The sequence below is a fragment of the Streptomyces sp. NPDC006335 genome (genome assembly GCF_040612795.1).
In the GTDB taxonomy this organism is placed as follows: Bacteria; Actinomycetota; Actinomycetes; order Streptomycetales; family Streptomycetaceae; genus Streptomyces.
The window spans coordinates 140,818-154,136 of record NZ_JBEXQX010000014.1 but is presented as its reverse complement, the minus strand read 5'-3'; the positions used below and the strand labels follow the sequence as shown (position 1 = coordinate 154,136).

Genomic DNA, 13,319 nt, shown 5'->3' with positions numbered 1-13,319 from the left:
AGGTGCGACGATCGGACGGCATCAGCAGCACAGGTGAAAGCAGAGGAAGTCGGCCATGGCAACGGCGCCCAGCGTCTCCTACTCGATGACGGTCCGGCTGGAGGTGCCCGCGAGCGGAACCGCCGTCTCGCAGCTCACCACCGCCGTGGAGTCCTCCGGAGGCTCGGTGACCGGCCTCGACGTCACCGCGTCCGGTCACGAGAAGCTCCGGATCGACGTCACCATCGCGGCCAGCTCCACCAAGCACGCCGACGAGATCGTCGAGGAGCTGCGCGGCATCGAGGGCGTCACGCTCGGCAAGGTGTCCGACCGTACGTTCCTGATGCACCTCGGCGGCAAGATCGAGATGCAGTCCAAGCACCCCATCCGCAACCGTGACGACCTCTCGATGATCTACACCCCGGGCGTGGCCCGCGTGTGCATGGCGATCGCCGAGAACCCCGAGGACGCCCGCCGCCTCACCATCAAGCGCAACTCCGTTGCGGTCGTGACGGACGGCTCGGCCGTGCTGGGCCTCGGCAACATCGGCCCCAAGGCCGCCCTCCCGGTCATGGAGGGCAAGGCGGCCCTCTTCAAGCGGTTCGCCGGCATCGACGCCTGGCCGCTGTGCCTGGACACCCAGGACACCGACGCCATCGTCGAGATCGTCAAGGCCATCGCCCCCGGGTTCGCCGGCATCAACCTCGAGGACATCTCCGCGCCCCGCTGCTTCGAGATCGAGGCCCGGCTGCGCGAGGCCCTCGACATCCCCGTCTTCCACGACGACCAGCACGGCACCGCGATCGTCGTCCTCGCCGCCCTGACGAACGCGCTGCGCGTCACCGGCAAGGCGATCGAGAACATCCGGGTCGTCATGTCCGGCGCCGGCGCGGCCGGTACGGCCATCCTCAAGCTGCTGATCGCCGCCGGCGTCAAGAACGCCGTCGTCGCCGACATCCACGGTGTCGTGCACGCCGGCCGCGAGGACCTCGTCGACGCCGCTCCGGGCTCGGCGCTGCGCTGGATCGCCGACAACACCAACCTCGAGAACCTGACCGGGACGTTGAAGGAGGCCGTCCGCGGCGCCGACGTCTTCATCGGAGTCTCGGCCCCCAACGTCCTGGACGGCGCCGACGTGGCCGCCATGGCCGAGGGTGCGATCGTGTTCGCGCTCGCGAATCCCGACCCCGAGGTGGACCCGGCGATCGCCCGTCAGACGGCGGCCGTCGTGGCCACCGGCCGCTCCGACTTCCCGAACCAGATCAACAACGTGCTGGTCTTCCCGGGTGTCTTCCGCGGTCTGCTGGACGCCCAGTCGCGCACGGTCAACACCGAGATGATGCTCGCGGCCGCGAAGGCCCTCGCGGACGTCGTCACCCAGGACGAGTTGAACCCGAACTACATCATCCCGAGCGTCTTCAACGACAAGGTCGCGGGCGCGGTGGCCGGCGCGGTGCGGGACGCGGCGAAGGCCGCGGGCGCGACGGCGTAGGGCCCCCGGCCGGGTCCGGGGAGCCGCGTCTACAGTGGTAGTCGTATGTTTGTTCGGCTGTGAGGATTGCCACGGCGGTCCTCCGGCCCGGCGCGTCGCGAAACCGGGCGCTTCGCGCCACCCTCTAGGGTGGCGCCACGCCCAGGCCTCTGTTCGTGTGACCCCCTAGGGTGTTCATGCGAGTCCTACGGGTGCCGGATTGGCTTTCCCGCAGCAGGTAGGGGCAGGATGCGTCCCTGGGCGCGAGCGCATCGGCTTCGCTGTGCCTCGTGTGCGGCACCGCCGCGAGGCACACCCCAACGGCAAGAAGAACACGGGAGTAACAACATGAACCGCAGTGAGCTGGTGGCCGCGCTGGCCGACCGCGCCGAGGTGACCCGCAAGGACGCCGACGCCGTTCTGGCCGCGTTCGCCGAGACCGTCGGCGAGATCGTCGCCAAGGGCGACGAGAAGGTCACCATCCCCGGCTTCCTGACCTTCGAGCGCACCCACCGTGCCGCTCGCACCGCGCGCAACCCGCAGACCGGTGACCCGATCCAGATCCCGGCCGGCTACAGCGTCAAGGTTTCGGCGGGCAGCAAGCTCAAGGAAGCCGCCAAGGGCAAGTAGGTCCGACGGTGCGTCTCGGGACGACGTACACGTCTCAGTAACGTCAATGGGGCGGCCACCCGGAACCGGGTGGCCGCCCCATCGTCGTGTGCGGGAACCTGTCAGCCGAGTGCCTTGCCCGGCAGCTCCACCTTCGCGCCCAGCTCCACGAGCTTCTCCATGAAGTTCTCGTAGCCGCGGTTGATCAGGTCGATGCCGTGGACCCGGGACGTGCCCTGGGCCGCCAGGGCCGCGATCAGGTACGAGAAGCCGCCGCGGAGGTCGGGGATGACCAGGTCGGCGCCCTGGAGCTTGGTGGGGCCCGAGACGACCGCCGAGTGCAGGAAGTTGCGCTGGCCGAAGCGGCAGTTCGAGCCGCCCAGGCACTCGCGGTACAGCTGGATGTGAGCACCCATCTGGTTCAGCGCGGAGGTGAAGCCGAGGCGGGACTCGTAGACCGTCTCGTGGATGATCGACAGGCCCGTGGCCTGGGTGAGGGCGACCACCAGCGGCTGCTGCCAGTCGGTCTGGAAGCCCGGGTGCACGTCCGTTTCGAGCGCGATGGACTTCAACTGGCCACCGGGGTGCCAGAACCGGATGCCCTCGTCGTCGATCTCGAAGGCACCGCCCACCTTCCGGTAGGTGTTCAGGAACGTCATCATCGAGCGCTGCTGGGCGCCGCGGACGTAGATGTTGCCCTCGGTCGCCAGCGCCGCGGACGCCCAGGAGGCGGCCTCCAGGCGGTCCGGCAGGGCACGGTGGTTGTAGCCGCCGAGCTTGTCCACACCGGTGACGCGGATCGTGCGGTCGGTGTCCATCGCGATGATGGCGCCCATCTTCTGAAGGACGCAGATGAGGTCCTCGATCTCCGGCTCGACCGCCGCGTTCGAGAGCTCGGTGACACCCTCGGCGAGGACGGCCGTCAGCAGGACCTGCTCGGTCGCGCCGACGGACGGGTACGGCAGCGCGATCTTCGTGCCCCGCAGCCGCCGCGGCGCCTCCAGGTACTGCCCGTCCGCACGCTTCTCGATGGTCGCGCCGAACTGCCGCAGCACCTCGAAGTGGAAGTCGATGGGCCGGCCGCCGATGTCACAGCCGCCGAGGCCGGGGATGAAGGCGTGCCCGAGCCGGTGCAGCAGCGGACCGCACAGCAGGATCGGGATCCGCGAGGAACCCGCGTGGGCATCGATGTCAGCGACGTTGGCGCTCTCGACGTGCGTCGGGTCCATCACCAGCTCGCCCGGTTCCTCACCCGGACGGACCGTCACACCGTGCAGTTGCAGCAGCCCGCGTACGACACGCACGTCACGGATGTCCGGAACGTTGCGCAGTCGACTCGGCTCGCTGCCCAGCAGGGCGGCGACCATGGCCTTCGGTACGAGGTTCTTCGCACCGCGGACACGGATCTCGCCCTCCAGCGGGGTTCCGCCGTGGACAAGCAGTACGTCGTCAGAGCCGTTGACGGTCATGTATCTCGCGTTCCGATGAGTGGGGCAGGGGCCGGAAGGGACAAGGGTAATCGCCGCCCACCCCCCTTCTGTAAGCCCAAGTGCCGCCCAGTCACGTCATAGCTCTGTCACAACACGGCCTGCTAGGCGCCGGGCACATGGGGTCACCGGCGCCGGGCGTGCGCGTGGGGCGCACCGGTGCGCTCTGAGCTGCATCCACTCCCGAACGGGCATTGCCTCCCCACGCGGAGGGAAGATGCGGGATCATGTCTGGCATGACCGAGGTGTCCTCGCTCACAGGGCGGTTGCTCGTGGCAACGCCCGCCCTGGCGGACCCGAACTTCGACCGTGCGGTGGTGCTCCTTCTCGACCACGACGAGGAGGGCTCCCTCGGTGTCGTCCTCAACCGGCCCACCCCGGTGGACGTAGGGGACATCCTGGAGGGCTGGGCCGACCTCGCGGGTGAACCCGGTGTCGTCTTCCAGGGCGGCCCGGTCTCCCTGGACTCGGCCCTCGGGGTCGCCGTCATCCCCGGCGGCGGGGCCGTCGACGGGGCTCCGCTGGGCTGGCGCAGAGTGCACGGCGCGATCGGACTGGTCGACCTGGAGGCCCCGCCCGAGCTGCTCGCCTCGGCCCTCGGCAGCCTGCGCATCTTCGCCGGGTACGCCGGCTGGGGCCCCGGCCAGCTGGAGGACGAGCTGGTGGAGGGCGCCTGGTACGTCGTCGAGTCGGAACCCGGCGACGTCTCCTCCCCGGCCCCCGAGAGACTCTGGCGCGAGGTGCTGCGCCGCCAGCGCAACGAACTGGCGATGGTGGCCACGTACCCGGACGACCCTTCGCTGAACTGATCCATGTGAGCTTCAGTACTCTTGGGCGTATGAGCACTCTCGAGCCCGAGCGCGGGACTGGTACGGGGACCCTCGTCGAGCCCACGCCGCAGACTTCCCACGGCGACGGCGACCACGAGCGCTTCGCCCACTACGTCCAGAAGGACAAGATCATGGCGAGCGCCCTCGACGGGACCCCCGTCGTGGCGCTGTGCGGCAAGGTGTGGGTACCCGGCCGCGATCCCAAGAAGTACCCCGTGTGTCCCATGTGCAAGGAGATCTACGAGTCCATGGGCTCCGGGGACGACGAGGGCAAGGGCGGCGACAAGTAGCCGTTCTGCCCGGCTGAGCTTCGCGAGGCCTCCGAGGCGTGTTCCGCACGCCCCGGAGGCCTTTTGCGTGTCACGAAGTGGTCGAGACCTCTTGTGGGCGTGTTCATGCAAGCCATAACCTCCGTTGCGTTGAGCGAAATTGCCATTGCATATTCTGCAACGCATGTCGGGAGGATCACTCCATGAAGCGCTCCCCCGCCTCCCCGCCCTGCTCCTGGCCGCGCTCGTGGTCACCGCCTGCGCGCCCCGGACCTCCTCCAACTCCGCCTCGACAAGGACGAGAAGACCGGCACCCTGCGCGTCTGGCTCTTCCAGGAGGTCGGCAACAAGCCGAGGGAGAAGGTCGTCGACTCCGTCGTCACCGCCTTCGAGAAGGCCCACGAGGGCACGAAGGTCGACGTCGTCGGCTGTGTGAAGGACGGCGGACTCCTCGACGTCACCGAGGAGTTCACCGGCTGGAGCGAGGCCAAGGACACCGACCCCACGGCGAGCACCTCGGTCACCGTGGCCGGCAAGGTCTACGGCTCGCCCTTCTACGTCGGCGTCCGGGCGCTGTACCTGCTCGCCGTCACGCTGGTGTACCTGCGGCTGCTCCACCGACAGGGGGAGGACCTGTGAATCTCCTGGGGCTGAATCTTCCGCGGCGGCCCTGGCGGACGGCCGCCGAGGTCTCGGCGCTGCTCATCGCGCTCGTCGTCGCCTTCCCCCTCTACTGGATGGTCCTCGGCGCCTTCGAACCGGCCGGGGAGATCGAGTCGAGCGAGCCCCGGCCCTGAACGCTCGCGCCCTCGCTGGATTCCTTCCGGCGCGTGTTCGGGCAGCAGAATTTCGGTCGGTATTTCGTCAACAGCCTTGTCGTCTCCTGCACTGTCGTGATCGTCTCGGCGTTGATCGCGTTTCTCGCGGCGACCGCCGTGACACGATTCCGCTTCCGCTTCCGGACCACCTTGCTGATCATGTTTCTGGTGGCCCAGATGGTGCCCGTGGAGGCCCTCGCCATCCCCTTGTTCTTCCAGATGCGGGACTTCGGTCTGCTGAACACGCTGGGCTCGCTGGTGCTGCCCCACATCGCCTTCTCGCTGCCCTTCGCGATCTGGATGCTGAGGGGGTTCGTGAAGGCCGTACCGGAGGCTTTGGAGGAGGCCGCGTACATCGACGGGACGAGCCGCGCGCGATTCCTGTGGCGGATTCTCTTCCCGCTCGTCCTCCCCGGCCTGGTGGCCACGAGCGTGTTCTCCTTCATCTCGGCCTGGAACGATTTCCTCTTCGCCAAGTCGTTCATCATCAGCGACACTTCGCAGTCGACGCTGCCGATGGCCCTGCTGGTCTTCCACAAGCCGGACGAGCCGGACCGGGGCGGGGTCATGGCCGCGTCGACGGTGATGACGATTCCGGTGCTGGTGTTCTTCGTACTCGTACAGCGACGCCTGGTCTCGGGGCTGGGCGGAGCGGTCAAGGACTGACGTGATCGATGTGATTCCCGAGCCGAGGCATGCGCAGGTCCATGGGGACCGCTTCTTCGAACTGGGCCCGGACACCAAGCTGGTGGCGGGCGACGGCGCGGAGCGGACGGAGCGCTGGCTGCGCGCCACGCTCGGCGCCGCCACCGGGCTCCCCCTGCCACCGGGGGAGGGGGACGACGTCGTCCGCCTGTCCATCCACCCGATGGTCACCAAGGACCTCGGCGAGGAGGGCTACCGACTGGAAGTCCGGCCGAACGGGGCGCACCTCATGGGTGGCGGCCCCGCCGGCCTGTTCTGGGGCGCCCAGACGCTACGGCAGCTGCTGGGCCCCGGCGCCTTCCGCCGTGCCCCGTTGCCCGGCGGGCAGTGGCGGCTCCCCCTGACCGACATTCAGGACGCCCCGCGATTCCGCTGGCGCGGCCTCATGCTCGACGTGGCCCGGCACTTCATGCCCAAGGACGGAGTCCTGCGCTACCTCGATCTGATGGCCGCGCACAAACTCAACGTCTTCCACTTCCACTTGACGGACGACCAGGGCTGGCGGATCGAGATCAAGAGGTACCCGCGCCTCACGGAGGTGGGCTCATGGCGGGCGCGCACCAAATTCGGCCACCGGGCCTCACCGCTGTGGGAGGAGAAGCCGCACGGCGGCTTCTACACGCAGGACGACATCCGGGAGATCGTCGCCTACGCGGCCGAACGGCATATCACCGTCGTCCCCGAAATCGACGTACCCGGACACTCGCAGGCCGCCATCGCCGCGTACCCGGAACTCGGCAACACCGATGTCATCGACACGTCCTCCCTCACGGTCTGGGACAGTTGGGGCATCTCCGCAAACGTACTCGCCCCCACTGACAACACCCTGCGCTTCTACGAGGGGGTGTTCGAGGAACTCCTGGAGCTGTTCCCCTCGGAGTTCCTCCACGTCGGGGGCGACGAATGCCTCAAGGACCAGTGGCGGCGGTCGCCCACCGCGCGGGCCCGCATCGAGGAACTCGGCCTCGCCGACGAGGACGGGCTCCAGGCCTGGTTCATCGGGCACTTCGACCGGTGGCTGACCGCGCGCGGACGCAGGCTCATCGGCTGGGACGAGATCCTGGAGGGCGGACTCGCCGAGGGGGCGGCCGTCTCCTCGTGGCGCGGCTACCAGGGCGGGATCGCCGCCGCACGCTCCGGCCACGACGTCGTCATGTGCCCCGAGCAGCACGTCTACCTGGACCACCGTCAGGACGCCGGCCCGGACGAGCCGGTGCCGATCGGATACGTCCGCACCCTGGAGGACGTGTACCGCTTCGAACCGGTGCCACCGCAGCTCACCCCGGAGGAGGCCGCGCACGTGTTGGGCACGCAGGCCAACCTGTGGACCGAGGTGATGGAGGATCACGCGCGCGTGGACTACCAGGCGTTCCCGCGGCTCGTGGCCTTCGCCGAGGTGGCCTGGAGCGCTCTGCCCGCCCCGGCGGAACGGGACTTCGCCGACTTCGAGCGGCGGATGACCGCGCACTACCGACTGCTCGACGCCCTCGGCGTGGGTTACCGGCCGCCCACGGGGCCGCTGCCGTGGCAGAAGCGGCCCGGAGTGCTCGGCCGTCCCATCGAGGGGGCGCCCCCGAACAGGTAGGGGAAAAAGCCCTCAAGAGTCACCGAAGAGTGTCAATCGTCATGTGCGGGCGATCCCGTGCGAAAACGGACCATCTCCCTGGTGGGGCGGGCGCAAGCCGCCGAACGCCTCCTGACGGACCCCTGTCCTCGGGTGTCGCGAAGATGTGCCAGAGTTGCCACGTCCGCCCTGTCAGCACGTACCGTACGGCAACAAGCAGGCAGGACCAGCAGGACCAGGTGGGGCAGCGGGAAGGGGCAGCCGGTTTGACCACGCACGCACCGCAGGCGGCGCAGGCCGTCACGCTGCCCACGACACTGGACGAGGCCGTGGCGGCCCTCACCGCGATGCCCGCCGCCGTCCCCGTCGCCGGCGGCACCGACCTGATGGCCGCCGTCAACTCCGGGCAGCTCAGGCCCGCCGCCCTCGTGGGCCTCGGGCGCATCAGCGAGATCCGCGGCTGGCAGTACCAGGACGGGCACGCCCTGCTCGGCGCCGGGCTCACGCACGCGCGTATGGGCCGCCCCGACTTCGCCGCCCTCATTCCCGCGCTCGCGGCCGCCGCCCGTGCCGCCGGCCCGCCGCAGATCCGCAACGCGGGCACCCTGGGCGGCAACATCGCCTCGGCGGCCCCCACGGGCGACGCGCTGCCCGTCCTCGCCGCCCTCGAAGCCACGCTGATCATCGCGGGCCCCGACGGAGCCCGCCGGGAGATGCCGGTCTCGCACCTGCTGGCCGGCATGGAGATGCTGCGCGCGGGCGAACTCATCGGCTACGTGCGCGTGCCGCTGCTGCACGCCCCGCAGGTCTTCCTCAAGGTCACAGGGCGTACCGGCCCGGGCCGCGCGATGGCCTCCGTCGCGCTGGTCCTCGACCCGGCCCGGCGCGGGGTCAGGTGCGCCGTCGGCGCCATAGCGCCGATGCCGCTGCGGCCCCTGGACGCCGAGCAGTGGGTCGCCCGGCTCATCGACTGGGACAACAACCGCGCGATCGTCCCGGAGGCCCTGGAGGCCTTCGGCGAGTACGTCGCCGCGGCCTGCATCCCGGACCCGGCACCGGCCCCGGACGGCTCCGTGCCGCAGCATCCGCCCGCGGTTCTGCACCTGCGGCGCACCGTCGCCGCGCTGGCCCGACGAGCACTGGGGAGGGCACTGTCGTGACCGACGACCAGCACGGAGAGGGCACGCCCCGCGCCGCCGGCCGCTGGGACCCGCTGCCCCAGGGCGACTACGACGACGGCGCGACCGCCTTCGTGAAACTCCCCGAGGGGGGCATCGACGCCCTCCTGGCCTCCACGGACAGCCCGCTCGCCGCGCCCGGTCACGGCTATGTGCCGCCGCAGATAACGGCCACGCCGGGCGACGGGACCGACCCGGCCGGCACCGGCGGCTGGGCCGTACCGGCCGAGGGTGCGCAGTGGCCCGACCCGAGCACCCTGCCGCAGGGCCAGACCGGGCAGTTCACGTACAACCCCGCGACCACCCAGCAGTGGCAGGTCGAGGACACCGCGGCCGCGCCCGCGCCGGGCCACGACGTCACCGGCCAGTGGTCGATCCCCGTCGCCGGCGGTGAGCTCCCGGACGAATCGGGCGAGTTCACCACGTCGTCCCTGGTCGAGCAGTGGGGCGGCACCCCTCCGGCGACCCTGCCGGGCGGTGCGGCCGCGCCCTGGGCGACTCAGCCGGCCCAGCCGTGGGGGGATCAGCCCCAGGGCGGACCGGGAGTGGGTCCCGAGCACGGCGGACCGGTCGGGGAACCGGGAGAATCCGGGGCACCTGGGACACCTGGAGTACCCGGCGTACCCGGGGAACAGCACACGCACGTGCCGCACGGCGACGGCCACGGTGGCGGCTTCGAGGACAGCCACGGGCGTGGTTTCGGGGACGGTCACGGCGGTCCGGTCGGTGACGGTCACGTGGTCCCGCTCAGCGACGGTCACGCGGGTGTGGTGGGCGACGGTCACGCGCACGTGCCCGCGGGTGAGGGAGAGGGGCCGGGCGGCGAGGCCGACGAGCGGCACGGTGGTCCCGCCGGTGACGCGCATCTGGCGTCCGCCGCGCAGTTCGCAAGCCACGCGGTCGCCGACGCCCCGCAGCGGCCCGAGTCCGGCGAGGTCTCCCACGAGGCGGCCCAGGACTCCACGCGGCCGCACACCGACACCGACGGCCACGGCACCGACCTTGCCGGGCCGCACGGCACCTCCCAGCCCTCCCACCCCGCCGAGCCCTACGGGAACGGCCCCTCCGCAGCCGCCGCACAGCCCTCACCCCGCCTCGGAGAGGCGCCGGCGGCCCCCCAGGACCCCGAGGGCGCCGAAGAGGCCGTAGAGGCCGCTGACGGCCCCGCCGAGCCCGGTACCGAGCACGCCGAGCACGCCCCCGCGGCGGCCGGTGAGGAACCGGCGCCGGAAGCCGCCGAGGAGCACGCCGCCGACCCGGACGACGACCCCGACGACCAGGCGCCCGCGCACCCCGGCGAGGAACACCCCCTCGCCTCCTACGTCCTGCGCGTCAACGGCGTCGACCGCCCCGTCACCGACGCCTGGATCGGCGAGTCGCTGCTCTACGTGCTGCGCGAGCGGCTCGGACTCGCCGGCGCCAAGGACGGCTGCTCGCAGGGCGAGTGCGGGGCGTGCAACGTCCAGGTCGACGGACGGCTCGTCGCCTCCTGCCTGGTGCCCGCCGTGACCGCCGCCGGCAGCGAGGTCCGTACCGTCGAGGGCCTCGCCGAGGACGGCCGGCCCTCCGACGTGCAGCGGGCGCTGGCCAGGTGCGGCGCCGTGCAGTGCGGGTTCTGCGTGCCGGGCATGGCGATGACCGTGCACGACCTGCTGGAGGGCAACCCCGCGCCCACCGAGCTGGAGACCCGCCAGGCGCTGTGCGGCAACCTCTGCCGCTGCTCCGGCTACCGGGGCGTCGTCGACGCCGTCAAGGAGGTCGTCGCCGAGCGCGAGGCCCACGCGACGGGCGACGCTGAGACGGACGGCGACGAGGGACGTATTCCGCACCAGGCGGGCCCCGGAGGCGGAAGCGTCCACCCGTCGGCGTTCGACTCCCCGGGGTTCCCGAACGCCTCCGGGTCGCATGAGCAGGCGTACGGACAGGGACAGGACGGAGGCCAGGCGTGAGCAACGAAGCCGCCACCGCGACCACCGCCGCGGAGGCAGCACCCGCCCCCGAGCCGATTCCGCACGGCATCGGCGTCTCCCTGCCGCCCGCCGACGCGCGCGCGAAGACCGAGGGCACCTTCCCCTACGCGGCCGACCTGTGGGCCGAGGGACTGCTGTGGGCGGCCGTCCTGCGCTCCCCGCACGCGCACGCGCGCATCGTGTCCATCGACACCTCCCACGCGCGTGAGATGCCCGGAGTCCGCGCGGTCGTCACCCACGAGGACGTCCCCGGCAGACCGGTGCACGGCCGCGGCAGAGCCGACCGCCCGGTCTTCGCCTCCGAGGTCGTACGCCACCACGGCGAGCCCATCGCGGCCGTCGCCGCCGACCACCCCGACACCGCGCGCATGGCCGCCGCCGCCGTCATCGTCGAGTACGAGGTGCTCGACCCGGTCACCGACCCGGAGCAGGCCTTCGAGGCCGAGCCCCTGCACCCCGACGGCAACCTGGTCCGACACATCCCGCTCCAGCACGGCGACCCCGCCGTGACCGGCGAGATCGTCGTCGAGGGCCAGTACCGCATCGGCCGCCAGGACCCCGCCCCCATCGGCGCCGAGGCCGGCCTCGCCGTGCCCCGTCCCGACGGCGGCGTGGAGCTCTACCTCGCCTCCACCGACCCGCACGCCGACCGCGACACGGCCGCCGCCTGCTACGGCCTCGAACCCGAGCGCGTCAAGGTCGTCGTCACCGGCGTCCCCGGCGCCACCGCCGACCGCGAGGACCAGGGCTTCCAGCTCCCGCTCGGCCTGCTCGCGCTCAAGACCGGCTGCCCGGTGAAGCTGACGGCCACGCGCGAGGAGTCCTTCCTCGGCCACGTGCACCGCCACCCCACGCTGCTCCGCTACCGCCACCACGCCGATGCCGAGGGCAAGTTGGTCAAGGTCGAGGCGCAGATCCTGCTCGACTCGGGCGCCTACGCCGACACCTCCTCGGAGGCCCTGGCCGCCGCCGTGGGCTTCGCCTGCGGCCCGTACGTCGTCCCGAACGCCTTCATCGAGGGCTGGGCCGTGCGCACCAACAACCCGCCTTCCGGCCATGTCCGCGGCGAGGGCGCGATGCAGGTGTGCGCCGCCTACGAGGCGCAGATGGACAAGCTGGCCAAGAAGCTGGGCGTCGACCCGGCGGAACTGCGCCTGCGCAACGCCCTCGCCACCGGTGACGTCCTCCCCACCGGCCAGACGGTCACCTGCCCGGCCCCGGTCGCCGAACTGCTCCAGGCCGTACGGGACTTCCCGCTGCCCGCGCTGCCCAAGGACACCCCCGAGGACGAGTGGCTGCTGCCCGGCGGCCCCGAGGGCGCGGGCGAACCGGGCGCGATCCGCCGGGGCGTCGGCTACGGCCTCGGCATGGTGCACATGCTGGGCGCGGAGGGCGCGGACGAGGTCTCCACGGCGACCGTACGGGTCCAGGACGGGGTCGCCACGGTGCTCTGCGCGGCCGTCGAGACCGGCCAGGGCTTCACCACGCTGGCCCGCCAGATCGTCCAGGAGACGCTCGGCATCGACGAGGTCCACGTGGCCCCCGTCGACACCGACCAGCCCCCGGCGGGACCGGGCGCGCGCGGCCGCCACACCTGGGTCTCGGGCGGCGCGGTCGAACGCGCGGCCAAAATGGTCCGCACCCAACTGCTCCAGCCCCTGGCGCACAAGTTCGGCATGTCCACCGAGCTGCTCCAGATCACCGACGGCAAGATCACCTCGTACGACGGCGTCCTGTCGACGACCGTCACCGAGGCCATGGACGGCAAGGAACTGTGGGCCACCGCCCAGTGCCGCCCGCACCCGACGGAGCCCCTCAACGAGTTCGGTCAGGGCGACGCCTTCGTCGGCATGGCGTTCTGCGCGATCCGCGCGGTCGTCGACGTCGACATCGAGCTCGGCTCGGTCCGCGTGGTCGAGCTGGCGCTCGCCCAGGACGTGGGCCGGATCCTCAACCCCGCCCAGCTGGAGGCCCGTATCGAAGCGGGCGTCACCCAGGGCGTCGGGATAGCGCTCACGGAGAACCTGCGCACCGCGCGCGGGCTGATCCGCCACCCGGACCTCACGGGGTACGCCCTGCCGACGGCCCTGGACGCGCCGGAGATCCGGATCGTCAAGCTGGTCGAGGAGCGGGACGTGGTCGCCCCGTTCGGCGCGAAGGCGGCCAGCGCGGTGCCGGTGGTCACGTCACCGGCGGCCGTCGCCTCCGCCGTACGCGCGGCCACGGGCCGTCCGGTCAACCGGCTGCCGATCCGACCGCAGGCCGCGGTGGTGACGGAACGATGAGCACTCCGGGACAGCATCCGCAGGAGCCGCGCGAGTACGAACCGCCGCCGGGCCTCGGTAAGTTGGCGCTGTGGATCCTGCTGTTCGTGGTGGCGGCGATCGTGGTCGTGGTGGGCGGCGTGTACTTCGCGTGAGCGAGGTGCCGCCGACCGTC

Annotated in this window: 10 protein-coding genes and 2 pseudogenes; 11 read left to right on the top strand and 1 reads right to left on the bottom strand. The window is 71.4% G+C overall.

Annotated features, from left to right (window positions below; all coding sequences use genetic code 11):
- Window positions 1–55 precede the first annotated feature (55 nt).
- Complete coding sequence (locus tag ABZ098_RS32235) at window positions 56–1,471, top strand: NAD-dependent malic enzyme (protein ID WP_356597173.1); 1,416 nt, start codon at window positions 56–58, stop codon at window positions 1,469–1,471.
- A gap of 327 nt (window positions 1,472–1,798) precedes the next feature.
- A complete protein-coding gene (locus ABZ098_RS32230) occupies window positions 1,799–2,080 on the top strand; it encodes an HU family DNA-binding protein (RefSeq protein WP_007382399.1) in 282 nt (93 codons plus the stop codon).
- 101 nt (window positions 2,081–2,181) lie between these two features.
- On the opposite strand, the gene murA is transcribed toward ABZ098_RS32230, so the two are convergent.
- On the bottom strand, window positions 2,182–3,528 hold the full coding sequence (gene murA / locus ABZ098_RS32225) for a UDP-N-acetylglucosamine 1-carboxyvinyltransferase (RefSeq protein WP_356597170.1): 1,347 nt from the start codon (window positions 3,526–3,528) through the stop codon (window positions 2,182–2,184).
- 254 nt (window positions 3,529–3,782) lie between these two features.
- Between murA and ABZ098_RS32220 the strand changes: the two genes are divergently transcribed.
- The 9 genes and pseudogenes from ABZ098_RS32220 (at window position 3,783) to ABZ098_RS32180 (ending at window position 13,299) form a co-directional block, all read left to right on the top strand.
- The gene (locus ABZ098_RS32220) at window positions 3,783–4,355 is read left to right on the top strand and encodes a YqgE/AlgH family protein (RefSeq protein WP_020139023.1); all 573 of its coding nucleotides are present in this window, start codon (window positions 3,783–3,785) and stop codon (window positions 4,353–4,355) included.
- A 29-nt stretch (window positions 4,356–4,384) separates the two neighbouring features.
- Window positions 4,385–4,666, top strand: coding sequence for a DUF3039 domain-containing protein (locus ABZ098_RS32215; protein WP_053846429.1), 282 nt, complete (start codon window positions 4,385–4,387; stop codon window positions 4,664–4,666).
- Between the two features lie 163 nt (window positions 4,667–4,829).
- Window positions 4,830–5,224 (top strand): annotated as a pseudogene (locus tag ABZ098_RS32210) (ABC transporter substrate-binding protein); the annotation flags it as partial.
- Between the two features lie 56 nt (window positions 5,225–5,280).
- Window positions 5,281–6,129: pseudogene (locus ABZ098_RS32205) on the top strand (carbohydrate ABC transporter permease).
- 10 nt (window positions 6,130–6,139) lie between these two features.
- Window positions 6,140–7,753 carry a beta-N-acetylhexosaminidase gene (locus ABZ098_RS32200; protein ID WP_356597297.1) on the top strand — a complete coding sequence of 538 codons (1,614 nt, stop codon included), beginning with the start codon at window positions 6,140–6,142 and terminating at the stop codon, window positions 7,751–7,753.
- A gap of 245 nt (window positions 7,754–7,998) precedes the next feature.
- Window positions 7,999–8,892 (top strand): FAD binding domain-containing protein, encoded by an 894-nt coding sequence (locus tag ABZ098_RS32195; protein WP_356597168.1) that lies wholly within the window; start codon window positions 7,999–8,001, stop codon window positions 8,890–8,892.
- Entirely contained in the window at window positions 8,889–10,859 is a 1,971-nt protein-coding gene (locus ABZ098_RS32190; RefSeq protein ID WP_356597166.1) for a 2Fe-2S iron-sulfur cluster-binding protein, read from the top strand. The genes ABZ098_RS32195 and ABZ098_RS32190 overlap by 4 nt, the downstream gene beginning before the upstream one ends.
- Window positions 10,856–13,165 (top strand): molybdopterin cofactor-binding domain-containing protein, encoded by a 2,310-nt coding sequence (locus tag ABZ098_RS32185; protein ID WP_356597164.1) that lies wholly within the window; start codon window positions 10,856–10,858, stop codon window positions 13,163–13,165. The genes ABZ098_RS32190 and ABZ098_RS32185 overlap by 4 nt, the downstream gene beginning before the upstream one ends.
- On the top strand, window positions 13,162–13,299 hold the full coding sequence (locus ABZ098_RS32180; protein WP_356597162.1) for a hypothetical protein: 138 nt from the start codon (window positions 13,162–13,164) through the stop codon (window positions 13,297–13,299). Before ABZ098_RS32185 ends, ABZ098_RS32180 begins: the two co-directional genes overlap by 4 nt.
- Window positions 13,300–13,319: the final 20 nt, after the last annotated feature.